Genomic DNA, 23,290 nt, shown 5'->3' with positions numbered 1-23,290 from the left:
AACGGCCCGACCACAACGGCCCGACCACAACGGCCCGACCACAACGGCCCGACCACAACGGCCCGACCACAACGGCCCGACCACAACGGCCCGACCACAACGGCCCGACCTCCCTGGGGGCTGCCCCCGCTTCCAGCGTATCCAAGCCGCCCAACGGAAACCCCCAGGCGACCGTGGCCGGAGCCCGGTTGTCCCCATCCCACCAGGGCTGTGGACAACCGGGCTCAGCCCACGCCGATCCCGGCCAGCAACTCCCGAGCGCTGTCGACCAACGCTTCGAAGGTCGGCGGCGCGAGGGAGCCCGTCCCGGCCAGTGAGTCGAAGATCGTTCCCTCCATCCAGTTCACCACCAGCGTCGCGTGCCGCTGTGGGGCCGTCGAGCCCGCCGCCGTCAGGGCTTCCACCGCGAGGCGGCGGATCAGCAGGCCGCCCTCGTCGTAGACCGCGCGCAGCTCCGGCCGCCGGGTCGCCTCCAGGGCGAACTCGTACCGGGCCAGCATCCGCGTCCGTCCGGACGTGATCGCCTCGAACGCGAAGCCCGCGATCGACTCCGCCAGCCCGCCGGGCCGCGGCGAGACCTGGTCCAGCGCGACCATCCGCGCCATCGTCAGCTCCAGCAGCGCCGCCCGCGTGCGCGCGTAGTACGACGTCGAGCCCACTGGCAACCCCGCGAAACGGTCGACCGCCCGATGGGTCAGCCCGCGCATGCCCTCCGCCGCGATCACTTCGATCGCCGCGTCACCGATCACCGAAAGCCGGTCCACGAGCCCGCACTCTACAGGTGTAGAGTCCTCTACAGATGTAGAGGAGGCGTCATGCACGCGATAGTGGTCGGCGGCGGCATCGGCGGGCTGGGGGCGGCCGCGGGGCTGCACCGGGTCGGCTGGACGGTCACCGTGCTCGAACGAGCCGACGAGTTCGGCGACGTCGGCGCCGGGATCTCGCTCTGGCCGAACGCCTTGCGCTGCCTGGACGAACTCGGCATCGACCTCGGCGAACACCTCGCCGCCCAGCACGAAGGCGGCTTCCGGGACCGGCGCGGCCGGCGGGTCACGCGCTACGACACCGCCGCCTTCGAACGCATCCACGGCCGGCCGCTCGGCGCCATCCACCGGCGCGACCTCATCGCCGCGCTGCGGGACGCCGTCCCGGCCGAGAGCCTGAAGACCGGCGCCGAAGTCACCGAAGTCCGCGAAGACGGGCTAGTCCGCTTCACCGGCGGAGAGCTCCAAGCCGACCTCGTCGTCGCCGCCGACGGCATCCGCAGCCCGATCCGCCACGCGCTCTTCCCGCACCACCCCGAGCCGGTCTTCGGCGGCAGCACGGCGTTCCGCGGCGTCACGAAGTACCCCGGCGCCCGGCTCAGCACCAGCTTCGACCGCGGCACCGAGATCGGCGTCCTCCCGCTGACCGGCGACGACGTCTACTGGTGGGTCTCCTACGTCACCGAACCCGGGAACCGGCCGGACGACCCCAAGAAGTACCTGCAGCGGCACTTCGCGGACTGGCACGACCCGATCCCGGCGCTCATCGACGCCACCCCACCGGAAGCCGTGCTCTACCACGACCTCGACTACCTGGGCACGCCGCTGAAGACGTACGTCCGCGGCCGGATCGCGCTGCTCGGCGACGCCGCCCACGCGATGCCGCCCTTCCTCGGCCAAGGCGGCTGCCAGGCCCTCGAAGACGCCGTGGTGCTCGCCAACGCCGTGTCCACAGAGGACACCACGGAAGCCGCACTGGAGCGCTACGACCGGGAACGGCGGCCCCGTAGCCAGAAAGTGGCCCGCGAGTCGGTCCGGATGGGCAAGCTCGGCCCGCAGCTGACCAACCCGGTCGCGCTCAAGGTCCGCACCGCGCTGCTGAAGGCCCTCCCGGCGCAGGTGACCGTCCGGGTGGGCAAGGAGATCACGGGGTGGCGGCCTCCGCGTCTCCCCCGACCAGCCCCGCCTCGTACGCCGTGATCGCCGCCTGCACCCGGTTCTTCGCCCCGAGCCGGGTCAGGATCGTGCTCACGTGCGCCTTCACCGTGCCCTCGACGACGAACATCTTCGCCGCGATGTCCGCATTGGACAGTCCGGACCCCACCAGCGTCAGCACTTCCCGCTCGCGCGGGGTCAGCGCCTCGACCTTCGAACGCGCCGCCGCGGCCCGGGAAAGCCGGCCGCCCGACAGCCGCGCGATCACCCGCTGCGCCACCTTCGGCGAGAGGAACGCAGCGCCGTCGGCGACGGCGTGGATGCCGGCCAGCAGCTCGCGCGGGTCGCCCGACTTCAACAGGAACCCGCCCGCGCCGAGCCCCAGTGCGCGCTCGATGTACTCGTCCTCGCCGAACGTGGTCAGCATGATGACGCCGGTCGAGGGCAGCAGCCGCCGGATCTCCGCGGCCGCGCCCAGCCCGTCCAGCCCGGGCATCCGGATGTCCAGCAGCACGACGTCCGGGTGCGTCGCGAGCGCCTGCGCCACGGCCGAACGCCCGTCGCCGGCCTCGGCGACGACCTCGATGCGCGCGTCCGCACCGAGGATCGCCGCCACCCCCGCCCGCATCATCGCCTCGTCGTCGGCCAGCACGACCCTGATCACTTTTCCTCCTCGGCGAACCAGTCCTTCGCGACCAGCTTCCCATCGGCGAAGCAGAGCCGGTAAGCGGCGTAGTTGTCGTCGAGCCACGTTCGTCCGGTGCCGTAGTACTCGCACACGGCACCGGGCAGCGGCGACGGCTCCCCGCGCGTGGGGCGTGCGACGCGCTGGCGTTCCGGCAGCCGCGGCGCCAGATCGGCGCGCGACTGCCCGACTCGCATGCCGTCGTAGGCCGCGGCGGGCAGCTCCGAGGTGTTCCACTGGTAGAGGAACGTGATCCCGGCGATCGCGAGGACCAGCCCGAACAGCGCCAGCGGGAGGGCGACCGCGAGGAGCAGGCTCCGCCGGACGTCGCGCCGGGCCACCTCCAGCGCCCGGGCCGACGTCGAGTCGCCGGCGGTCTCCAGGGTCTCTTCGCCCGGGTCGGCGTCGTGCGGAAGCGTCGCGGTGACGGCGAACCCGCCCTCGTGCGGCTCCGCCCGAAGCGTCCCGCCGACGAGGCGGACACGCTCGCGCAGGCCGATCAGCCCGATGTGCCCGGAAGCGGTCCCCGGCAGTGGCCCGGCCGGGCGCGGCGCGTTCACGACGCTCACCGAGGTCTGCGAGCCGGTACTCGTCACGCGCACGGTCACCGCGGCGCCGGGCGCGTGCTTCGCCACGTTCGTCAGGGATTCCTGCACCACGCGGTAGGCCGCGCGGGCGACCATCGGCGGCGCGAGCGAACTGTCCACTGTGGAATCGATGAGCAGTCCCGACGCGCGGGCGCCCGCGATCAGGTCGCCGAGGTCCCCCTGCACCGGCTCGACCGGCGCGGCGTCCTCGCGCAGCACACCGATGATCTCGCGCAGCCGTTCGGTCGCGGCCGCGGCGCTGGTCCGCAGCTGACCGGCCGCGCCCCGCTGGGCGTCGTCCAAGCCGCCGGCGACCTCCAGCGCGGCGGCGCGCACCGCGATCAGGCTCAGCTCGTGGCCCAGCGAGTCGTGCATGTCGCTGGCGATCCGCGCGCGTTCGCGCAGCCGCGCCTGGTCGGCGATCAGCCGTTGCCTGCTCTCCATCTCCTCGGCCCGCCGCCAGCCGGTGCGGGCCAGCTCGCCGCGCACCCGGACGTACCGGCCGAGCAGCCACGGCGAGAGCCCGGCGAACACCTGGATCGCCACCATCGCGGCCCAGTCGCCCAGGCCGTCCGTACCGAAGGCGAGCGCGAGCGGGAGCCCCAGCACCGCGACGGCCACCCCGATCAGGATCCCGGGGCGGGCGCGCGGCATCCGCAGCCCGGCCTGGTAGCTCATCGCGACCAGCACGAACACCACCCAGACGGCCACGTGGTCGCCGTATGGGGAACGGCACCGCCAGCGCTCCGGCCAGCGCGATGCCGAGCGAGACGACGGGGTACCGCCGGGCCGTCGCGACCGAACCGGCCACCACGACGAGGCCGGCGGCCAGCTCCCAGTACGACCGGGACTCGGTGGTGCCCGCGACGACGGTGAACGCCAGGAACAGCGCGAGGGCGACGTCGAGCACCACCCGCCACCTGCGCTTCGTCACCTCCCGCACAGGTTCGAAGCTACAAGGCGTGCCGGCGGCGGACCACTGCCGAAAGTCAACCCTTCAGCGTGTCCACGAACGCCAGGGTCTGCGGCCAGGACAGCCGGTAAGCATCGGCATTGACGGTGGTGCTGTGCCGCGAAGAGTCGCTGAAGCCGTGTTCGGCGCCCGGGAAGTGCTGGGTGAACGTGGCGCCGCGCGGCCGGGACTGCAACGCCGTCTGCAGCCGGGCGAACGTCTCGTGCGAGACGACGGTGTCGGCCTCCGGGTAGGCGACGAGCACCGGCGCGGTGATCTGTGTCGACAAAGCGACCGTGTCGAGGTCGTGGTTCGGCGGCGCCGGGTCACGGACCGTCGGGTGGTACGCGACGACGCCGGAAAGCCGCTGGTCACGGGCGGCGAGCAGGAGCGCGAACCGGCCGCCGAGGCACCAGCCGATGACCCCGGCCGACGTGCAGCCGAGGTCGTCGAGCAGGTGGCCGAGCAACGCCGTCTGCTCGGCGAGCGCGGTCTCGTCGCGCAGCTCGCCCAGCTTCGCGCCGAGGTCCTCGCGGGAGGTGTTGTCGGTGCTCGCGCCGTGGAAGACGTCCCAGGCCAACGCGGTGATCCCGCGGCCGGCCAGCTCGTCGGCCCAGGCGCGGACCTGCTCGCCGATGCCGGTGATCATCGGCAGGAGCAGCATCCCGGACTCGGACCCACCAGCCGGGCGGGCCAGGTACGCGGAGAGTTCGCCGACACGGACGGTGGACGTCTCGATGCTCATATCCGCACGGTAGCGCGGGCCGTCATGCATCATGATCCACCATGGCCGAGCGCACACTCGCCGAGCAGTTGGGCGGCTACCTCCCCGAAGGCATCGAGGCCCTCGAAGAGCACGAGCGGCAGGACCTCGCCGATGCGCTGCGCGACGCGCGCAGGCGGCAGGCGAAAGCGCTCGCGGAAGCGGGCGAAGAGGGCCTCCGATACGTCCCCGCGCTGCTGCGCGGAGCGGTCCGGAAGGCGGTCGGGCTGTGACGGAAAACCACGAGGCCGAGGCCGAGATCCTCAAGCTGGCGCGCGTTCTCGGCGTCGAGCCGGAGCGGCTGCAGTACCTCGCCCGCGTGGACGCCGACGATCTGAAGGCGTTCCGCGAGCAGGTCACCGACACGCTGTTCGACGCGAACATCGCGGTGCTGCAGCGGATGGCGCTCGCCGCGCGGCTGCTGCCCGGCGCGGTGCTGGCGAAGATCGCCGAGAAGGTGTTCGGGCCGCTGCTGTGCGCCCGGATCGCCGGGGTGGTCGACGTCTCCCGCGGTGTCGACGTCGCGAAACGGCTGAGCCCCCGGTTCCTGTCCGAGGTCGCGGCGGACCTCGACCCGCGGCGGGCGAGCGCGATCATCTCGCGCATCCCCCTGGAAACCGTCCTCGCCGTCGCGGACGAACTGGCGCGGCGCGAGGACTGGATCACCCTGGGCCGGTTCGTCGGGCACCTGCCGGACCCGACCGTCCGGCGCGCGCTCGAGCAGATCGACGACCCCGGCCTGCTGCGGATCGCGTTCGTGCTCGACGACAAGAACCGCATCGACCACGTCGTCGGCCTGCTCCCGGCCCACCGGCTCGGCCGGCTGCTCACCGCCGCCGGGGCCGACGAAGACCTGTGGACCCCGGCGCTCGACCTGCTGAACCACCTGGGCGACGCCCGCCGCGAGACGCTCGAGCCCATGCTCGGCGGGCTCCCGGACGGACTCCGGGAACGCGCTCAGGCGACGATCAGGTAGATCCCGTAGGCGACGATCGCCGCGCACAAGGTGAAGCAGATGATGGCGCCGGCCAGCGGTCCGGTGCCTGAAGCGCCCGACTCGCGGGCCGAGTCGCGCTGGGAGAGCCCGACCACTCCGAAGGAGAACAGGCTGGTCAGCACGACGACCGAGCCGAGGGCGATGACGAAGACGATGCCGAGGGCACCCCAGTCGATGTTCACGGCGCTCCTCAGACGTTGGCGGGCTGCTGCACAGCCGGCTCGGGCTCGGTGACGGAGTCGGCGTTGATCGGGTTCCGGCGCGACGCGAGGTAGATGCCCACCGCGATGACGACCCCGGCGAGGCCGATCAGCACGGTGCCCCAGGTGCCGAGCGTCGACACCTCGGCGGCGACCGCGCCGACGATCGCGGCGGCGGGCAGCGTCAGCGCCCAGGCGACGACCATCTTGCCCGCGACGCCCCAGCGGACCTCGGCGAGCTTGCGGCCCAGGCCGGAACCGATGATGCCGCCCGAGCAGACGTGCGTGGTCGACAGCGCGAACCCGAGGTGCGCCGAGGTGAGGATGACCGCCGCGGCGCTCGTCTCGGCCGCGAAGCCCTGCGGCGTCTGGATTTCGGTGAGCTTCTTGCCCATCGTCTGGATGATCCGCCAGCCGCCGAGGTAGGTGCCGAGCGCGATCGCGGTGCCGGCGGTCAGGATCACCCAGAGCGGCGGGCCCGAGTTCGGCGCGAGCGAGCCGGACGCGATCAGCGTCAGCGTGATGACCCCCATGGTCTTCTGCGCGTCGTTCGTGCCGTGCGCGAGCGACACCAGCGAGGCCGAGGCGATCTGGCCGGCCTTGAAGGTGCGGCCCACCGTGTCCTGCTTCGCGCGGGCGGTGATCCGGTAGACGAGGAAGGTACCCAGCGTCGCGACGATCCCGGCGACGATCGGCGAGGCGAGCGCCGGGATGAGGACCTTCTCGACGACCTTGCCGAAGTGGACGGCGTCCGAGCCCGAGGCGATCCAGGTGGCGCCGATCAGCCCGCCGAACAGCGCGTGCGAGGAGCTCGACGGCAGCCCGATCAGCCAGGTCACCAGGTTCCACACGATCGCCCCGACCAGGCCGGCGAAGATGATCACCGGCGTCACCTTGGTGTCGTCGACGATGCCGCCGGAGATCGTCTTCGCGACCTCCACCGAGAGGAACGCGCCGACGAGGTTCAGCACGGCGGACACGGCGACCGCGACCCGCGGTTTCAGGGCGCCGGTGGCGATCGAGGTGGCCATCGCGTTGGCCGTGTCGTGGAAGCCGTTGGTGAAGTCGAAGGCCAGGGCCGCGACGATCACCACCAGCACGATGAGCGAGAAGTCCATGGCGGCCCTCTTCCGATGCCGGAGGCGGTTCCTTAGCAACGCTACTGATCAACAAGACGCGCTCCGATCCCTGTCGTGTGACGGCTCCCTGAACTCTGGATGAACCAGGGTGGGGACAGCCCCACCACGGACCGGGTGGTCCAGCCCAGTGCCTTCGCCCGCTTCGCCTGCGACGGTCGATGCCGGACGAAAGGGGCAGCGATGAACAAGCTCGGGTGGGCGGTCGTCGCGACGGTGGCGTCGGCGGCGTTGTTCTTCTTCGGCACGGGCCTGGACCCGGTGCCCGAACTCGCTTGGCTCGCACCGCTGCCGATCCTGCTGCTGGCGCCCCGCGTCCCCGGCGCGGCCGCGCTCGGCTGCGCGTTCGTCGCCTACCTCGCGGGCAGCACCGGCACCTGGAGCTACTTCTGGCACTCGCTGGCGGTCCCGCGCCCCGCGGCGATCGGGATCCTCGGCGGCAGCGCGCTGCTGTTCGCGTTGTCCACCGGGCTGTTCCGGCTGCTGGTCCGGCGCGACCACGGTTTTCTGGCCGCGCTCGCCGCTCCCGCGTTGTGGACCGCCGCGCTCTACGGCGTTTCCCTGCTCAACCCGACCGGGCTCATGGGCACCCTGATGACGACCCAGGCCGACCGGCCGTCCGTGCTGCGGCTCGCCGCGGTCGCCGGCGGCTGGGGCGTGGAGTTCCTGGTGTTGTTCGTGCCGACCGCCGTCGCCGCGGCGTTCGCCCCGGGGGTCCGCGGCGTCCCGCGACTGACCGGGCTGGTCGTCGTCGCCGCCGCAGTGGGCGGCCTCGCGTTCTGGAGCGTTCCGCCGGCCACCGGGCCGTCGACGCGGATCGCCCTGGTCGCGCCGGGGCAGAGCCAGTGGGCGGTCGACGTCGCGACCCCGGACGGCCAGGCGCTCGTCCGGTCCTATGTGGACCAGATCGGCCGGCTGCCGGACGGCGTCCAGGCCGTCGTACTCCCCGAAGCCGCCTTCGCGGTGGACCAGGCCAGCCGTCCCCGGCTCGTCGAGGCCTTCGCGGAGGTGGCTCGTACGCGGAACCTCGACGTCGTCACCGGTGTCCTCGACACGACTCCGGAAGGCCGGTTCAACGCCGCTCTCGCCATTCCGCCGTCCGGCGCGCCGGTCGAATTCCACAAGTGGCACAACGGGGATTCGAAGAACATCGCGTCCGGCACCGAGCTCGCCCACCTCGCCGGGATCGGGCTCATGGTGTGCATGGACGTCAACTTCGCCGACCCGAGCGGGGAGTACGGCGAAGCCGGCACGGGCCTGATGCTCATCCCGGCGTCCGACGAGGACGTCGACGGCTGGGTGCACAGCCGCACGGCGCTGATCCGCGGCGTCGAGAACGGCTTCTCGGTGGCGTGGAGCGCGACCCGCGGCACCCCGATGCTCGCGGACGCCCGAGGCCACGTGCTGGCCGACGCCCACACCGGCGGCCGCCCGTTCACGGTGGTGGTCGCCGACGTCCCGATCGGGCCGGGCAAGACCCTTTACGCGCGCTTCGGCGACTGGTTCGCGTGGCTCTGCGGCCTGGTGGTGGTGGCTGGGATCGTCGCGGGTGCTCGCAAGCCGTCGTTGTCACCCATCACAATGAACAGCGGTCAACTCTGAGCGTTTTCCCAGGTCGCCTCCGGCCTTCTGTGACCCATCATGATCTGCGTCACGTACTGACGGGTAACTGGAGGCAACGGAATGCGGGTCACCAACGGCGGTGTCAAGCGGATCCTGACCGTGCTCGCCGCGGCGCTCACCTTCGGCGCGGTCGCGCCGGCGGTCGCGCAAGCGGCGCCGAGCAGCGGCTGGAACGACTGGGGCTGCCGTCCGACGGCCGCGCACCCGGAACCCGTCGTGCTCGTGCACGGCCTCGGTGCGAACGACACCGTCAACTGGTTCTTCCACGCGCCGAAGATCGCCGCCCAGGGCTACTGCGTCTTCTCGCTGACCTACGGCACCGGCCTCCTCGGCCCGGGCGTCGGCGGGCTCGCGTCGATGCGCGACAGCGCCGCGCAGCTCGGCCGGTTCGTCGACCGGGTGCGGTCCACGACCGGCGCGGCGAAGGCCGACATCGTCGGCCACTCCGAGGGCAGCACGATGCCCGCGTACTACCTGAAGTACGGCGGCGGCGCGGCGAAGGTCGCCCACTTCGTCGGCTTCGGCGCCAACTACCGCGGCACCACGCTCGGCGGCCTCGACAAGCTGGCGAAGGCGCTGCTGACGTCGGTGCCCGGGCTGGGCCTGGTCCTGAAGACGGCGTGCGGCTCCTGTAAGGAGTACCTGGCGCCGTCGGCGTTCCTGGACGACCTCGCCCGCGGCGGCGTGCACGTCGCCGGCCCGGCGTACACGAGCATCGTGAGCAAGTACGACGAGGTCGTCACGCCCTACACGAGCGGCATCCTGAACGAGCCGGGCGCGACGGACATCGTGCTGCAGGACTTCTGCGCGTCGGACGCTTCGGGCCACCTGAGCCAGGCGATCGACCCGAACGTCACCGGCCTGATCCTGCACGCGCTGGATTCGTCCTACACGCCGAAGTGCACGCCGTTCACGCTCCCGCTGTGAGCGGGTTCTGCCCGAGGTACCGGCGCCCGTTCTCGGCGGACTCCCGCACGGCGGCGAACCCGTACTCCACCATCGCGGACTCGTAAGCCGCCACGGCTTCGAGCAGCGGAGCCCCGGCCAGCGCGGACGCCAGCGCCGCACCGTCGCGCAACGCGGTGTTGGCGCCGGCGCCGCCGGCCGGGCTCATCGCGTGGATCGCGTCGCCGACGAGCGTCACCCGCGACGGTTCCCACGGCGCGATCGGCAAGCTCGTGCGGATCGGCTGCGGGAACGTCGCCGCGACGTCCCAGTGCTCGACGAACGCGCGGACCCGCGGGTGCCAGCCATCGACTAGGCCCAGGGCCAGTTTCTGCAGGTCACCCGGGGACAACGCGGCCAGTTCGTCGTCGGTCCGGCCGAGGACCTCACGTCGCGCGCCGACCGCGCAGGTCATGTAGGGGTCGTGGTCGCGCAGTTCGATGCCCGGCACCAGCCGGGCCACCGCGCTCGCGACCGGTTCCGGGTAGTCGACCGGTGCGAACCCGGCCATCGTCCGCTCCGGAGAGACGGCCATCGAGAAGATCGCGAACATCTCCGGGTCGAACAGCCGCCGGGTGTCCGGGGTGAGCGGGATCCGGCCGTAGAGGTGCACGAGCCCGGCGTCGACGACCTCGGCGTGCGGCAGGTACTGCCGCCGCACCGGGGAGTTGACGCCGTCCGCGCCGACCAGCAGGCTGCCGCGCGCGGAAGTCCCGTCGGCGAAATGCGCCGTCACGCCGTCATCATCGGTTTCGTGGTGCGTGAATCGCTTGCCGTAGCGAACTTCCTGGCCGTACAGCAGGATCTGCCGCAGGGTGAAGCGGTTGATGTTGAGGTGGGTGCCCTCGTCTTCCAAGCGCGTAAGCAGCCGCAGCCGCTCGTCGTAGACGTTGGTGTGCGGCAGCGCCCGGCCCGCGGTGGCACGGAAGAGTTCGTGCAGTTCGGGCCGCAGGACCTCGCGCAACGCCGTGTCGCCGGCGCCGTCGATGTGCAGGCGGTAACCCTGCTTCCGGAACTCCGGCGCGGGGTCGCGTTCATAGACCCGGCAAGGGATTCCGGCTTGCCGCAGGCCTTGGGCGAGACACAGGCCACCCAGACCGGCGCCCACGATGATCACAGACACAGCTGTCCCTTCGTCACGGATGAGGAAGGGACGCACAGGTGAGCTGTTCGGCGCTGCCCGGACTAACCCATACCGGACTGTGTCTTCGCGCGTCCTCGTGTCCGACGTTAGCGCACGCGATCCCCGGCGCGCCACACCATTTTCGTGAGTGGTACCCCCGGGCGGTACGCCAGGTGCGTCACCGACGGTGCGTCGAGCACGTGGACGTCCGCCCGGGCGCCGGGGCGCAGCACACCCACGTCGTCGCGGCGCAACGCCTTCGCGCCGCCCGCCGTGGCCGACCAGACCGCTTCCTCGATCGTCATGCGCATCTGCAGCACCGCCGTCGCGACGCAGAACGCCATCGACGTCGTGTACGAGCTGCCCGGGTTGGCGTTGCTGGCCAGCGCGACCGTCGCGCCCGCGTCGAGCAGCCGCCGCGCCGGGGCGAGGGACTGGCGGGTCGACAAATCGCACGCAGGCAGCAAAGTCGCGACCGTGTCCGAAGCGGCCAACGCCTCGACGTCGGCGTCCGAAAGGTACGTGCAGTGGTCGACGCTCGCCGCGCCGAGTTCCACCGCCAGCCGCACGCCCGGGCCTTCGCCGAGCTGGTTGCCGTGCACGCGCAGGCCGAGCCCACGCTCGGCGGCGGCCTTCAGGACCCGCGACGACTGCGCCTCGTCGAACGCGCCGGTCTCGCAGAAGACGTCCGCCCAGCGCACGCTTCCCGCGACGGCGTCGAGCATTTCTCCGCACACCAGGTCCACATAGGACTCGGCGTCGGCGCCCGGCGGCACCAGGTGTGCACCGAGGAACGTGACCTCGTCGGCCACCTCCCCGGCGATCCTGGCACTTCGCGCTTCGTCGGCGACCGTGAGCCCGTAGCCCGTCTTGGTCTCCAGACACGTCGTCCCCTGCCGAGCCGCTTCATCGACGTGGCGACGCAGGTTCGCCGCCAGCTGCTCGTCGGACGCCTCCCGCGTCGCGCCGACCGTGATCGCGATTCCGCCTGCCGTGTAAGGCTTCCCAGCCATCCGGGCCTCGAACTCGGCGGTGCGGTCGCCGGCGAAGACGAGGTGCGTGTGACTGTCGACCCAGCCGGGCAGCACCGCGCGGCCTTCGACGTCGACCCGCTCGTCGGCGTCCGGCGCGCTCGCCGCCGGACCCACCCACGCCACCTCGGTGCCGTCGAGCACCAGGGCCGCGTCGGCCAGGCGGCCCAGCTCGGGATCGTTCGTCGTCAGCTCGCCGATCCCCGTGATCAGGACTGCCACAATGCCTCGATCTCCTTCGCCAGCAAGGTTTCCGGACGTTCGATGAGCTGGTGGGCACCGTCGCGCACGACCTCGCGGCCCGCGACGACGACGTGCCGGACATCGGCACTGGACGCTGCGAACAGGACCCCGGACGGCTCGATCCCGGCCGTCCGCACCGAGTCCAGGCCGACCGTGACGAAGTCCGCGCCCCGGCCCACGGAGAGCGAGCCGACCTCGGGCCAGCCGACGGCGGCGTGGTCGGTCCCCGCGGCCAGGAGCTCCTCGGCGGTGAACCGGCCGCGTTCCTCGCTGGCCAGGCGGTCGTCCAGCTCCAGCGCGCGCGTCTCCTCGAAGGCGTCGATGACGGCGTTGGAGTCACTGCCGATGCTCAACCGGCAACCCGCGTCCCGCAGCGCGCGAGCCGGGCCGATGCCGTCGCCGAGGTCGCGTTCGGTGGTCGGGCAGAAGCACGCCCGCGCGACGCTCAGCCGCTCGATGTCCGACGCGGTCAGATGGGTGGCGTGCACGGCGACCAGCCGGTCGGTCAGCACCCCGCGTTCGTGCAGCAGCTCGGTGGGCGTGCGGCCGTAGGCGGCCAGGCACTGTTCGTTCTCGGCCCGCTGCTCGGACAGGTGCACGTGCACCACCCGCGCACTGTCCACAAGCGACAGCTGGTCCGCCGGGACCGCGCGCACGGAGTGGATCGCGGCGCCGACCCGGAACAGGCCGGCTTCCTTCACCTCCGCCACCCGCGCCGCCCAAGCCGAAGCCGAGCCGTCGGAAAACCGGCGCTGGACCTCGTCCGGCTCGACGCCGATGCCGCCCGCCAGATAGCAGGTGTCCAGGAGGGTCAGGCGGATCCCGGCGTCCGCCGCGGCCTGGCGCAGGGCCTCCCCCATCGCGTTCGGGTCGGTGTACGGCTTCCCGCCGGGCGCGTGGTGCAGGTAATGGAACTCCCCGACGCTCGTGTACCCGCCCAGGACCATCTCGGCGTAAACCCCGCGCGCCAGCCGGTAGTACGACTCGGGATCGAGCCGCGACGCGAGGGCGTACATCCGCTCGCGCCACGTCCAGAACGTGCCGCGCTCGTGGTGCGTCCGCCCGCGCAGCGCCCGGTGGAACGCGTGCGAGTGGCCGTTCGCGAACCCGGGCACCGTCAGTCCACTCAGGACGCTTCCGGTCCGCGGCGAGTCCGGCACGACAGCGGTGATCTGCCCGTCCGACACGTCGATCCGCACTCCGCGGGCGATGCCGCCGGGCAGCCACGCCTGCTCGCACCAGTAAGTCATCGCGCCAGCTGCTCCAGCGCCGCCGCCAACGCGACCACGCCGGCCTCGACGTCCGCGGCCTCGGCGAACTCCTCCGGCGAGTGGCTGATCCCGGTCGGGTTGCGCACGTAGAGCATCGCCGCCGGGACGAACCCGGCGAGGATCGCCGCGTCGTGGCCGGCGCCGGTCGGCAGCTCCGGCGGGGCGCCGAGCCAGCCGCCCAAGTCCCGGCGCAACGCGTCGTCGAACATGACGTCGCCGGAGTACGACTCGCGCGTCACCGTCACCTCGCAGCCCTCCTCCTTCGCCGCGTCCGACGCGGCCCGGCTGATCTCGGCGACCAGACCCGGCGTGGCCTGACCGGGCACCCGTGCGTCGAGCCAGAGGTCCACTGTGGACGCGATGACGTTGGTCCCGCCCGGGGTCGGCACGAGCCGGCCGACGGTCGCCCGCGCGTCCGGCACACCCGAAGCCAGCCGCCGGACAGCGGTGACGGTCGCGGCGGCCGGCAGCATCGGGTCCGCGCGGTCGGCCAGCAGCGTCGCGCCGGCGTGGTTCCCCTGTCCCGAGAAGGAGAAACGCCACCGCCCGTGCGCGATCACCGTGCTGCCGACGGCCACCGGTGAGCCGAGGTCGATCAGCCCGCGACCTTGCTCGACGTGCAGCTCGAGGAACCGGCCGATCCGGTCGAGCCGCTCGGTGTCCGGCCCGATCCGCGCCGGGTCGAAGCCGGCCTTCGCGGCCGCCTCGGCGAACGTCACGCCGTCGGCGTCCCGCAGGCCGCGCGCCTTGTCCGCGTCGATGGTGCCGGTGAGCAGCCGCGAGCCGAGGCACGGGACGCCGAACCGGCCGCCCTCCTCCTCGGCGAAGACCACCACGGCCAGCGGCTTGCGCGGCCGGAAGCCCTTGGCTCGCAAGGTTTCCACAGCAGCCAATGCGCTGGCGACGCCGAGCGGGCCGTCGAACGCGCCGCCACCCGGCACCGAGTCGAGGTGGCTGCCGGTGACGACGGCGTTGCGTCCCGGCGGCCCCCACCAGGCCCAGATGTTGCCGTTGCGGTCGGTCTCGACGTCCAGCTCGAGCCCCAGCGCGCGCTCGATGAACCACGCGCGCAGGTCCTGCTCCGGCGCGTCGAACGCGTGGCGGGAGTAGCCGCCACGCTTCGGGTCGCGCCCGACGTCGTCGATCTCGGCCAGAAAACCAGAAGCGGTCATGCATCCTCCCGCATCGGCACGCGCACGCCCCGCTGGTCGGCGACGTCGGCCGCGCGATCGTAACCCGCATCGACGTGCCGGATGACGCCCATTCCCGGGTCGTTGGTGAGGACGCGCTCCAGCTTCTGCGCGGCCAGCGGCGTCCCGTCGGCGACGCTGACCTGCCCGGCGTGGATCGAGCGGCCCATGCCGACGCCGCCGCCGTGGTGGATCGACACCCAGCTCGCGCCGGACGACGTGTTGACCAGCGCGTTCAGCAACGGCCAGTCGGCGATCGCGTCCGAGCCGTCGGCCATGCCCTCGGTCTCGCGGTACGGCGAGGCGACGCTGCCGGAGTCGAGGTGGTCGCGACCGATGACGACCGGGGCCTTGAGCTCGCCGCTGGCGACCATCTCGTTGAACCGCAGGCCGGCCAGGTGGCGTTCGCCGTAGCCGAGCCAGCAGATGCGCGCCGGAAGTCCCTGGAACGCCACGCGCTCGCCGGCCAGCTTGATCCAGCGCGCGAGGGATTCGTTCTCCGGGAACAGTTCCAGCATCGCGCGGTCGGTCGCGGCGATGTCCTCGGGGTCGCCCGACAGCGCGGCCCAGCGGAACGGGCCGTTGCCCTCGCAGAACAGCGGACGGATGTAGGCGGGCACGAACCCGGGGAAGTCGAACGCGCGCTCGCAGCCGCCGAGCTTCGCCTCGCCGCGCAGGGAGTTGCCGTAGTCGAAGACCTCGGCGCCCTTGTCGAGGAAGCCGAGCATGGCGTCGACGTGGTCGGCCATCGACTCGCGCGAACGGTCGGTGAACTCGTCGGGCTTCTTGGCCGCGTAGTCGTGCCAGTCGTCGACGCTGATGCCCTTCGGCAGGTACGAAAGCGGGTCGTGCGCGGACGTCTGGTCGGTGACGATGTCGACCTCGACGTCGCGGCGCAGCAGCTCCGGCAGCACCTCGGCGGCGTTGCCGACGACACCGACCGACAGCGGTCGCTTCTCCCGCTTCGCCTTGGTGACGCGGGCGATCGCGTCGTCGAGGTCGTCGGCCACCTCGTCGAGGTAACGCGTCTCGACGCGGCGGTGCGCGCGCTGCGGGTCGCACTCGATGACCAGCGCGACGCCGTCGTTCATGGTCACCGCGAGCGGCTGCGCGCCACCCATGCCGCCGAGGCCGGCGGTCACGGTGAGCGTCCCGCGAAGGGATCCGCCGAACTTCTTCTTCGCGACCGCGGCGAACGTCTCGTACGTGCCCTGGAGGATGCCCTGGGTGCCGATGTAGATCCACGAGCCGGCCGTCATCTGGCCGTACATCGTGAGGCCCTGCTGTTCCAGACGCCGGAACTCCGGCCAGGTGGCCCAGTCGCCGACCAGGTTCGAGTTGGCGATGAGCACGCGCGGCGCCCACTCGTGCGTGCGGAACACGCCGACCGGCTTGCCGGACTGGACGAGCAGCGTCTCGTCGATGTCCAAAGTGGTCAGTTCACGGGTGATCGCGTCGAAGCTGGCCCAGTTTCGGGCGGCCTTGCCGGTGCCGCCGTAGACGACCAGGTCCTCGGGCCGCTCGGCGACGTCGGGGTCGAGGTTGTTGTGGAACATCCGGAGCGCGGCTTCGGTCTGCCACGACTTCGCGGTCAGCTGGGTGCCGCGGGCGGCACGGACTACGCGGGACATTCTCAGACCTCCAGACGGGCGGCGTCGAGGACGGCGCCGGAGCGGACGAGTTCTTCGGCGGCCGCGATCTCGGGCGCCAGGTGCCGGTCGGGGCCGGGGCCCGCGACCTTCGTGCGGAGCAGGTCGCGGACGGCGCCGGTGACCGGCGACGGCTCCAGCGGCGCGCGGAAGTCCAGCGCCCGGGCCGCCGTCAGCAGCTCGATGGCGAGCACGGTCGTCAAGCCGTCGACGGCCTTGCGCAGCTTCCGCGCGGCCGACCAGCCCATCGAGACGTGGTCCTCCTGCATCGCACTGCTCGGGATGGAGTCGACCGACGCGGGGACGGCGAGCCGCTTGAGCTCGCTGACGATCGCGGCCTGCGTGTACTGCGCGATCATGTGGCCGGAGTCGACGCCGGGGTCGTGGGCGAGGAACGGCGGCAGGCCGTGCGAGCGCGCCTTGTCGAGCATCCGGTCGGTGCGGCGCTCGGCGATGCTGGCGACGTCGGCGACCGGGATGGCCAGGAAGTCGAGCACGTACGCGACGGGCGCGCCGTGGAAGTTGCCGTTGGACTCGACGCGGCCGTCGGCGAGGACGACGGGATTGTCCACAGCGGACATCAGTTCGCGGCCGCCGACGAGCTCGGCGTGCGTCAGGCTGTCACGCGCGGCGCCGTGGACCTGCGGGGTGCAGCGCAGCGAGTAGGCGTCCTGGACGCGGTTGCAGTCCGGGCCGCGGTGGCTCTCGACGATCTTCGAGCCCTGCAGCGCTTTCCACATCCTCGCCGCGGAAGTCGCCTGACCGGGGTGCGGGCGCAGGGCCTGGAGGTCCGCGGCGAACGCGCGATCGGTGCCCAGCAGCGCCTCGACGCTCATCGCGGCGGTGAGGTCGGCGATGTCGAAGAGCCGGTGCAGGTCGGCGGCGGCGAGCAGGAGCATGCCGAGCATGCCGTCGGTGCCGTTGGTGAGGGCGAGGCCCTCCTTCTCGGCGAGGACGACCGGCTCGATGCCGGCGTGCTTCAGCGCTTCTTCTGCTGGTTTGGTGACGCCGTTGTGGACGACTTCGCCTTCGCCCATCATGGCGAGCGCGACGGCGGCCAGAGGCGCGAGGTCGCCGGAGCAGCCGAGCGAGCCGTACTCGTGGACGATCGGGGTGATACCCGCGTTGAGCAGGGCCGCAAGCGTTTGCGCGGTGCCCGGGCGGACACCGGTGTAGCCGCTGGCGAGCGTCCGGAGCCGCAGCAGCATGAGCCCGCGGACGACCTCCGTCTCGACGGCCGGCCCGGCCCCGGCGGCGTGCGAGCGGATCAGGCTGCGCTGCAGCGCGGTCCGGCTCTCGACGGGGATGTGACGGGTGGCGAGCGCGCCGAAGCCGGTCGAGACGCCGTAGGTGGGCGTGACCGCGTGGGCGAGGTTCTCGATGTGCTGGCGGGTGGCGGCGAGGTTCTTCTCGGCCGCGTCCGTGAGCCCGACCGGCGCGTGGCCGCGGACGACGTCGACGACCTGGGCGGCGGTCAGGGGTTCCGGGCCCAGGAGCACTTTTTCCGGCATGGGCCCATTGGACAGGGTCTTTCCCGCTGGTGGGACGTCCCACAGAGTGGTTCCGTCTGGAATCCCAGACACGCGGGTTAGCCTGGCCCCGAGCGCCCCAATGTGGCCTTCGGTGCGTCAGACGCACCCAAGGCGGCCTTCGGTGCGTTGAACGCAACCAAGGCCGCCTTGGGGCGCTTGAGGAGGTGAGCGGTGGGTGACAGCAGCGAGGTTCCGGCGCTGCGCCGCGGGCTGGCGGTGCTGCGCCTGCTGGCGACGCGCCCGGGCCCGGTGACCGCGTCGGCGATCGCGCGGGAGGCCGGGCTCCCCCGCTCGACGACCTATCACCTGCTCAGCGAGCTCGAGGCGGCCGGGTTCGTCGTGCACCTGCCCGCGGAACGCCGGTACGGCCTGGGCATCGCGGCCTTCGAGCTGGGTTCGGCGTACCTGCGCCACGACCCCCTCGAGCGCCTGGCCGGGCCGTTGCTGCGCAAGCTCGTCGACCGCGCCGGCCACACCGCGCACCTGGGCGTGCTGCACGGCAACGAGTCGCTGTACCTGATCAAGGAACGCCCGGCCCGGCCGGAGACGCTGGTGACCGAGGTCGGCGTCCGGCTGCCGGCCCAGCTGACGGCGTCCGGCCGGGCGATCCTGCGGCACCTGCCGGCACCGCACGTCCGGGCGCTGTTCCCGTCGGCGTCGGCGTTCGTGCTCCGCACCGGCCGCGGTCCGCGCGCCCTCGCCGAGCTGCGCCGGACGTTGACGGCGGAGCGCCGGCTCGGCTGGTCGGTCGAGGACGGCCACGTGACCGAGGGGTTCGCGTCGGTGGCGGCCCCGGTCTTCGACCACGGCGCCCGCCCGCTGGCCGCGATCAGCGTGACCTTGCGCCACCACTGCACGGCCGACCCGTGCGCGGAGACCTGGCCGGAGCTGGCGGCCGAGGTAGCGGCCACGGCGGCCGAGCTGACCACCCGGATCGGCGGCCACCCGGGCTGACCCGCTGGTGCGATCGGGGCAACTGTCACCGAACGGCTCGATTCCACTCCGCTGGGTTATTACCGTGGCGGCTGAAGAGCGGTCTTGAGGGGCGCCGGCGATGGATGACGCACGGTCGACGAAGGTGGGGTTCGGCGCGGTCCTGGCCGTCGCCGAGTTCCGCGCGATGTGGGTCGCCGAGCTGCTGTCCATCTGCGGCGACCAGCTCGCCCGGGTCGCGCTCGCGGTGCTCGTCTACCAGCGCACCAACTCGGCCGCCCTGACCGGCCTCACCTACGCCCTGACGTACGTCCCCTCGCTGCTCGGCGGGATCCTCCTGGCCGGCGCGGGCGACCGGTGGCCGCGCCGCGACGTGATGGTCGTGGCCGACGTGGCCCGCGCCGCGCTGGTCGGCGTCATCGCGATCCCCGGCGTCCCGCTGTGGGTGCTGTGCGTGCTGGTCGCGGTGATGACGGCGCTGGGCGGGCCGTTCAAGGCGGCGCAGCAGGCGCTGCTGCCCTCGGTGCTCGAAGGCGAGCGGTACCTGGTCGGGATGGCCCTGCGGAACGTGACGATCCAGGCCGCGCAGCTGGCCGGGTTCGCCGGCGGCGGGCTGCTGATCGCCGCGCTCGCGCCGTCCGCGGCCCTGGCTCTGGACGCGGTGACCTTCGTGCTCTCGGCGATCTTCCTGGTCACGGGCGTCCGACGACGTGCGGCGGTCGCGCAGGCGGTCCGGCCGGCCTGGCTGTCGACGACTTCCGCGGGGATCCGGCTGATCTGGCGCGACCCGGCGTTGCGGACGCTGGTGGCGCTGAACTGGCTGGCCGGGTTCTACGTCGTACCGGAGGCGCTCGCTGCGCCGTACGCGGCCGGGATCGGCGCGGGCGCGGCGCTGGTGGGGCTGCTCATGGCCGCGGACCCGGCGGGCAGCGTGCTCGGCGGCGTCGTGTTCGGCAAGTGGGTCCCGGAGCGCGTGCAGGTCCGCGTGCTCGGATGGCTGGGGATCGCGGCCGGGCTGCCGCTGGTGGTGTTCGTCTGCCGGCCGGGGCTGGTGCTGTCGGTGGTGTTGCTGGCGGTGTCCGGGCTGCTGGCCACGGGCTACAACATCCAGGGCACGGTGTCGTTCATGCGGCGGGTGCCGGACGAGCACCGCGCGCAGTGCGCCGGCGTGAACTCGGCGGGGCTGATCACCGTGCAGGGCGTCGGCGCGGCCGCGGCGGGCGCGCTGGCCGACGTGCTGAGCCCGGCGCACACCATCGCCGTGGCCGGGGCGGCGGGTGCCGCGGTGGCCGTGCCGATCGCGAGGGCGTGGCGCCGGGTCGGGCTGGAGGAACCATGACCTCAGTTGTCGCGTCCGCACATGGCGCGCCTCCCTTCGGCTCCTCGGGCCGGACCGGCTCCGTCACCGGCCGGACACCATGAGTATGCAGACCGGTGCCGGGACCCCGCGCGGCGTACCGCGTTTTCGTGACGTGCTCGTGGCACCACGGCGCTGGGCGCTGTGGCGCCAGGGTCCGCGGGTGATCGTCTACTGCCTGCTGAGCGAGGTGGTGGCGGTGGTCCTGACGCTGCGCCCGTTCCCGGTCGCCGTCGACCGCCGGACGCTGCTGATCCTCGTGGTGCTGCTGGTCCTGGGCGTGGTCCAGTCGGAGACGGGCCGCCGGGTGGAGCGCATCCGCCGCCGGGTGTCGGGGACCCCGCACATCAACATGACGTCGGTGTGGACGTTCGCCGGCGTCCTGCTGCTGCCGCCGCCGCTGCTGGCGGTGCTGGTCGGCGGCCTGTACGCGCACCTGGCGGCCCGCAGCTGGTACCGCCTGCAGCGGGTGCCGGTGTCGAGGACGATCAGCAACGCGGCCATCATCCTGCTGTCGTGCTACGCGGCCCAGGCGGTGCTGCGGGTTTCGGGTTCGGAAGACGTCCGCGCGGCTTTCTCCGCCGGCTGGGCCGGAACGTTCGCGATCGCGGCCGCGGGAGCGACGTTCTTCGTGGTCAACGCCCTGCTGGTGCTCCCGGCCCGCCGCGAGATCGGCCGGACGCCGGAGGCGCTGTTCGGCACGTGGTCGGACAACGGCCTGGAGGTGGCGACGCTCTGCCTGGGCGCGCTGAACGCCGTGGCCCTGGCGATGTTGCCGGGCCTGGTGGTGCTGGTGCTCCCGCCGTTGCTGCTGTTGCACCGGACGGTGCTGGTGAAGCAGCTGGAGGTGGCGGCCCACCGCGACGAGAAGACGGGCCTCTACAACACGAGCGGCTGGCACGCGCTGGCGGAGCGAACCCTGGCGGCGGCCGCGCGTCAGGACTCGACGTTCGGCTTGCTGATGCTGGACCTGGACCACTTCAAGCAGGTCAACGACACGTACGGCCACCTCGCGGGTGACGCGGTGTTGCGAGCGGTGGCGGAGGCGATCATCGCGGCGGTCCGCGGCCGCGGAGACGCGGTAGGGCGCTTCGGCGGCGAAGAGTTCATGGTCCTGCTGCCGGGCATCGCCCACTCGGACATCGGAGCGGTGGCGGAGCGCATCCGCCGGGCGATCACCGCCCTGCAGGTCCCGGTGGGGCAGCTGTCGATCACGGGTCTGTCGACCTCGATCGGCATGGCTGTCTACCCGACCGCCGGGACCTCACTGCAGCGCCTGCTGGACGCGGCGGATACGGCGCTGTACCACGCAAAGGCCACGGGTCGGAACAAGGTGGTCCACGTAGCGGACCTGGTGTGATCAGATGGCCCTCTGCCGCCGCGCGACATCAAGCCCGAGCATGGCGAGCAGCTCGGCACATTCCCCGACGTTCGAGGAGTGCCCGGCCACGGTGATGACGGCCCGATCGTTCTGTTCGGCAAGCCGAACGGCCTCCTCGGCCCGGATAACCCCCATCCGGCTGTCTTCATCGTTGGCGGTCGAGCTGCCGTTGGAACGGGCCCAGGTCATCTGGCCACCTACTTCCGACCCCGCGGGTGCAGAGCCATGGTCGGGTGTCCAGCATGACACTCACAAAAATTTCACCCACAAGTGGGCCCCATCACAAGCCCCTAAACACCCGGAGTGGGGTTGTCGGAGAGGCCACCCGCCCGAGTGGGCGAAGGGGAAGGAGTAGCAGGTCGACGCACAGTTGACCCGGGGTTAGACGGGGTTCGGGGGCGAGCGGGGGCAGGGAGGTATCCAGTGCTGGGGCCGGGGGCATGCGGGGGTGGCGCGACGAGGGTGGGCGGCCGGGTCGCGTGCTCAGACGGTCGGCTCGCGTACCCAGAGGGTCGGCTCGCGTACCCAGACAGCCGGCTCGCGTACCCAGACAGCCGGCTCGCGTACCCAGACAGCCGGCTCGCGTACCCAAACGGTCGGGTCGAGTACCCGGCCAGTCGGCTCGCGTGCCCAGACAGTCGACTCGCGGGCCAAACGATCGGCTCGCGGGCCCAAACGGCCAGTTCGCGTGCCCGGACAGTCGGGTCGCGTGCCCGGACAGTCGGGTCGCCTGCCTGGCGGGTTTCGTAGCCTTCCGGCACCCCGAAGCCCTGATTGTGACTACGGCCGGCAGTACCGCGTCAAGGCGGGAAAGCGTGCCTTGACCCGGCACCGCCGGCCGTGTTCTGGCTTCGGATCGGGGTGCGGGGGGGCTGGGTCCTCGTCAGTGCGAGTACGCACGTCCGCTCGCCTGCGGAGGGCGCGCCAAGCGCAGCGGCGCGGACTGCGCAGCGGCGCGGCAGCGGCGCGGACTGTGGCGAGGCGCCAGCCGGAGCCGGGAACGGGGGCAAGGGGCGAAGCCCCAAGGCGGGGTCCCGGGGCGAAGCCCCGGAGAGAGAGGGCGAAGCCCGAAAAGCGGGGTCCCGGGGCGAAGCCCCGGAGAGAGAGGGCGAAGCCCGAAAAGCGGGGTCCCGGGGCGAAGCCCCCGGGGAGGGGGTCCAGGGGGCGAAGCCCGCCTGGCGGGGGTCTGGGGGTTCGACCCCCAGAGAACACGAGCGAAACCGAAGAGAAGGCCCAGCCCCGAAGGGGCGTAGGCCTTCTCGAAGGTGGAGGTGCCGGGAATTGAACCCGGGTCCTCTGGCGTATCAACAGGGCTTCTCCGTGCGCAGTCCGCTACGTCTCTACTTGGCCCCCTCAGTCACGCGAACGAGCTGAGGTGACGAGCCCAGCCACTGTTTGCTTCACGACTGTTCCCCGTGGCCGGGATAGTCGCTGAGCCTCCTAGCTGATGCCGGTACCCGGGCCGGAGGCGAACCCGGGCCGACAGAGACGCACTCGCTCAGGCGGCGAGGGCGTACTCGCGCTGACTGGAGTCGGCGCTTAATTGGTTGCGATGACGCTTATACGGTGGTCTCTCGCCTGCACCGGCACGCTTCCCCTGGATCAACGTCCAAAGTCGAAACCGTTCACCCCCTTGGTGGGAACATAACCTGTACATCATAACGCGTCCCGCTATCTCTTTACTCCAGGTGGGTAGGGCCAGCCCTACCGCGGGGATGCCCGCGCGCACCATGTCGGTCTAGCTCTTGAACCGCGAGGCTGGGAGCCATCGTG

20 protein-coding genes, 1 other RNA gene and 1 pseudogene are annotated in these 23,290 nt (G+C 72.1%); 8 read left to right on the top strand and 14 right to left on the bottom strand.

The window, feature by feature from the left end; translation table 11 throughout:
* Positions 1-224: 224 nt before the first annotated feature.
* Positions 225-875, bottom strand: a complete 651-nt coding sequence (locus AB0C38_RS38040) for a TetR/AcrR family transcriptional regulator (protein WP_360682624.1) — start codon at positions 873-875, stop codon at positions 225-227.
* On the opposite strand from AB0C38_RS38040, the gene AB0C38_RS38035 reads away from it, so the two are divergent.
* Positions 816-1,964 carry an FAD-dependent monooxygenase gene (locus AB0C38_RS38035; protein ID WP_360682623.1) on the top strand — a complete coding sequence of 383 codons (1,149 nt, stop codon included), beginning with the start codon at positions 816-818 and terminating at the stop codon, positions 1,962-1,964. The two genes, AB0C38_RS38040 and AB0C38_RS38035, sit on opposite strands and share 60 nt — an antisense overlap.
* Here AB0C38_RS38035 and AB0C38_RS38030 read toward each other — a convergent pair.
* From AB0C38_RS38030 to AB0C38_RS38020, 3 genes and pseudogenes are all read right to left on the bottom strand, one after another.
* Entirely contained in the window at positions 1,909-2,583 is a 675-nt protein-coding gene (locus tag AB0C38_RS38030) for a response regulator transcription factor (RefSeq protein ID WP_360682622.1), read from the bottom strand. The two genes, AB0C38_RS38035 and AB0C38_RS38030, sit on opposite strands and share 56 nt — an antisense overlap.
* Positions 2,580-4,134, bottom strand: a pseudogene (locus AB0C38_RS38025) (histidine kinase). Before AB0C38_RS38025 ends, AB0C38_RS38030 begins: the two are co-directional and overlap by 4 nt.
* Positions 4,135-4,180: 46 nt before the next feature.
* Positions 4,181-4,888, bottom strand: a complete 708-nt coding sequence (locus AB0C38_RS38020; protein WP_360682621.1) for a dienelactone hydrolase family protein — start codon at positions 4,886-4,888, stop codon at positions 4,181-4,183.
* A 41-nt stretch (positions 4,889-4,929) separates the two neighbouring features.
* Here AB0C38_RS38020 and AB0C38_RS38015 point away from each other — a divergent pair, with 41 nt between their 5' ends.
* Together AB0C38_RS38015 and AB0C38_RS38010 are read left to right on the top strand one after the other, a co-directional pair.
* On the top strand, positions 4,930-5,139 hold the full coding sequence (locus AB0C38_RS38015; RefSeq protein WP_086863938.1) for a hypothetical protein: 210 nt from the start codon (positions 4,930-4,932) through the stop codon (positions 5,137-5,139).
* Complete coding sequence (locus AB0C38_RS38010; RefSeq protein WP_360682620.1) at positions 5,136-5,882, top strand: hypothetical protein; 747 nt, start codon at positions 5,136-5,138, stop codon at positions 5,880-5,882. The genes AB0C38_RS38015 and AB0C38_RS38010 overlap by 4 nt, the downstream gene beginning before the upstream one ends.
* On the opposite strand, the gene AB0C38_RS38005 is transcribed toward AB0C38_RS38010, so the two are convergent.
* Positions 5,864-6,085, bottom strand: a complete 222-nt coding sequence (locus tag AB0C38_RS38005) for a hypothetical protein (protein WP_360682619.1) — start codon at positions 6,083-6,085, stop codon at positions 5,864-5,866. The genes AB0C38_RS38010 and AB0C38_RS38005 overlap by 19 nt on opposite strands.
* 8 nt (positions 6,086-6,093) lie before the next feature.
* Positions 6,094-7,221: an inorganic phosphate transporter gene (locus tag AB0C38_RS38000; protein ID WP_360682618.1), complete on the bottom strand. Its 1,128-nt coding sequence runs from the start codon at positions 7,219-7,221 to the stop codon at positions 6,094-6,096.
* Positions 7,222-7,422: 201 nt separating this feature from the next.
* Here AB0C38_RS38000 and AB0C38_RS37995 point away from each other — a divergent pair, with 201 nt between their 5' ends.
* A complete protein-coding gene (locus AB0C38_RS37995) occupies positions 7,423-8,841 on the top strand; it encodes an acyltransferase (RefSeq protein WP_360682617.1) in 1,419 nt (472 codons plus the stop codon).
* Between the two features lie 81 nt (positions 8,842-8,922).
* A complete protein-coding gene (locus AB0C38_RS37990) occupies positions 8,923-9,789 on the top strand; it encodes a lipase (RefSeq protein WP_360682616.1) in 867 nt (288 codons plus the stop codon).
* On the opposite strand, the gene AB0C38_RS37985 is transcribed toward AB0C38_RS37990, so the two are convergent.
* The 6 genes from AB0C38_RS37985 to hutH all read right to left on the bottom strand — a co-directional run bounded on the left by AB0C38_RS37985 (position 9,773) and on the right by hutH (position 17,825).
* Entirely contained in the window at positions 9,773-10,930 is a 1,158-nt protein-coding gene (locus tag AB0C38_RS37985; protein WP_360682615.1) for an NAD(P)/FAD-dependent oxidoreductase, read from the bottom strand. The genes AB0C38_RS37990 and AB0C38_RS37985 overlap by 17 nt on opposite strands.
* Positions 10,931-11,037: 107 nt before the next feature.
* Positions 11,038-12,183: an imidazolonepropionase gene (gene hutI, locus AB0C38_RS37980; RefSeq protein WP_360682614.1), complete on the bottom strand. Its 1,146-nt coding sequence runs from the start codon at positions 12,181-12,183 to the stop codon at positions 11,038-11,040.
* The gene (locus AB0C38_RS37975; protein WP_360682613.1) at positions 12,171-13,454 is read right to left on the bottom strand and encodes a formimidoylglutamate deiminase; all 1,284 of its coding nucleotides are present in this window, start codon (positions 13,452-13,454) and stop codon (positions 12,171-12,173) included. Before AB0C38_RS37975 ends, hutI begins: the two co-directional genes overlap by 13 nt.
* Positions 13,451-14,647 (bottom strand): allantoate amidohydrolase, encoded by a 1,197-nt coding sequence (locus AB0C38_RS37970; RefSeq protein ID WP_360682612.1) that lies wholly within the window; start codon positions 14,645-14,647, stop codon positions 13,451-13,453. Before AB0C38_RS37970 ends, AB0C38_RS37975 begins: the two co-directional genes overlap by 4 nt.
* Positions 14,644-16,296 carry a urocanate hydratase gene (gene hutU, locus AB0C38_RS37965; RefSeq protein WP_360682611.1) on the bottom strand — a complete coding sequence of 551 codons (1,653 nt, stop codon included), beginning with the start codon at positions 16,294-16,296 and terminating at the stop codon, positions 14,644-14,646. The genes AB0C38_RS37970 and hutU overlap by 4 nt, the downstream gene beginning before the upstream one ends.
* A gap of 2 nt (positions 16,297-16,298) precedes the next feature.
* Positions 16,299-17,825, bottom strand: a complete 1,527-nt coding sequence (gene hutH / locus AB0C38_RS37960) for a histidine ammonia-lyase (protein ID WP_360682610.1) — start codon at positions 17,823-17,825, stop codon at positions 16,299-16,301.
* 192 nt (positions 17,826-18,017) lie between these two features.
* On the opposite strand from hutH, the gene AB0C38_RS37955 reads away from it, so the two are divergent.
* The 3 genes from AB0C38_RS37955 (at position 18,018) to AB0C38_RS37945 (ending at position 21,496) form a co-directional block, all read left to right on the top strand.
* On the top strand, positions 18,018-18,800 hold the full coding sequence (locus tag AB0C38_RS37955; protein ID WP_360682609.1) for an IclR family transcriptional regulator: 783 nt from the start codon (positions 18,018-18,020) through the stop codon (positions 18,798-18,800).
* Between the two features lie 100 nt (positions 18,801-18,900).
* On the top strand, positions 18,901-20,118 hold the full coding sequence (locus AB0C38_RS37950) for an MFS transporter (protein ID WP_360682608.1): 1,218 nt from the start codon (positions 18,901-18,903) through the stop codon (positions 20,116-20,118).
* Between the two features lie 79 nt (positions 20,119-20,197).
* Positions 20,198-21,496 carry a GGDEF domain-containing protein gene (locus AB0C38_RS37945; protein ID WP_360682607.1) on the top strand — a complete coding sequence of 433 codons (1,299 nt, stop codon included), beginning with the start codon at positions 20,198-20,200 and terminating at the stop codon, positions 21,494-21,496.
* Here the strand turns inward: AB0C38_RS37945 and AB0C38_RS37940 are convergent, their stop codons facing one another.
* Both AB0C38_RS37940 and ssrA read right to left on the bottom strand, forming a co-directional pair.
* Positions 21,497-21,706 carry a hypothetical protein gene (locus AB0C38_RS37940; protein ID WP_360682606.1) on the bottom strand — a complete coding sequence of 70 codons (210 nt, stop codon included), beginning with the start codon at positions 21,704-21,706 and terminating at the stop codon, positions 21,497-21,499.
* 1,074 nt (positions 21,707-22,780) lie between these two features.
* Positions 22,781-23,150, bottom strand: a transfer-messenger RNA (tmRNA) gene (gene ssrA, locus AB0C38_RS37935).
* Between the last annotated feature and the right edge of the window lie 140 nt (positions 23,151-23,290).

Source organism: Amycolatopsis sp. NPDC048633 (genome assembly GCF_040650695.1).
Taxonomy (GTDB): domain Bacteria; phylum Actinomycetota; class Actinomycetes; order Mycobacteriales; family Pseudonocardiaceae; genus Amycolatopsis.
Note: the sequence above shows the minus strand (reverse complement) of the source record. Positions and strands in the feature narration are given on the sequence as shown.

Coding starts and splice junctions, on each gene's coding strand:
- hutU (WP_360682611.1), bottom strand. CDS start 16,296: ATGTCCCGCGTAGTCCGTGCCGCCCGCGGCACCCAGCTGACCGCGAAG.
- AB0C38_RS38015 (WP_086863938.1), top strand. CDS start 4,930: ATGGCCGAGCGCACACTCGCCGAGCAGTTGGGCGGCTACCTCCCCGAA.
- AB0C38_RS38020 (WP_360682621.1), bottom strand. CDS start 4,888: ATGAGCATCGAGACGTCCACCGTCCGTGTCGGCGAACTCTCCGCGTAC.
- AB0C38_RS37945 (WP_360682607.1), top strand. CDS start 20,198: ATGAGTATGCAGACCGGTGCCGGGACCCCGCGCGGCGTACCGCGTTTT.
- AB0C38_RS37995 (WP_360682617.1), top strand. CDS start 7,423: ATGAACAAGCTCGGGTGGGCGGTCGTCGCGACGGTGGCGTCGGCGGCG.
- AB0C38_RS38035 (WP_360682623.1), top strand. CDS start 816: ATGCACGCGATAGTGGTCGGCGGCGGCATCGGCGGGCTGGGGGCGGCC.
- AB0C38_RS37940 (WP_360682606.1), bottom strand. CDS start 21,706: ATGACCTGGGCCCGTTCCAACGGCAGCTCGACCGCCAACGATGAAGAC.
- hutH (WP_360682610.1), bottom strand. CDS start 17,825: ATGCCGGAAAAAGTGCTCCTGGGCCCGGAACCCCTGACCGCCGCCCAG.
- AB0C38_RS37990 (WP_360682616.1), top strand. CDS start 8,923: ATGCGGGTCACCAACGGCGGTGTCAAGCGGATCCTGACCGTGCTCGCC.
- AB0C38_RS37970 (WP_360682612.1), bottom strand. CDS start 14,647: ATGACCGCTTCTGGTTTTCTGGCCGAGATCGACGACGTCGGGCGCGAC.
- AB0C38_RS37975 (WP_360682613.1), bottom strand. CDS start 13,454: ATGACTTACTGGTGCGAGCAGGCGTGGCTGCCCGGCGGCATCGCCCGC.
- AB0C38_RS38000 (WP_360682618.1), bottom strand. CDS start 7,221: ATGGACTTCTCGCTCATCGTGCTGGTGGTGATCGTCGCGGCCCTGGCC.
- AB0C38_RS37950 (WP_360682608.1), top strand. CDS start 18,901: ATGGATGACGCACGGTCGACGAAGGTGGGGTTCGGCGCGGTCCTGGCC.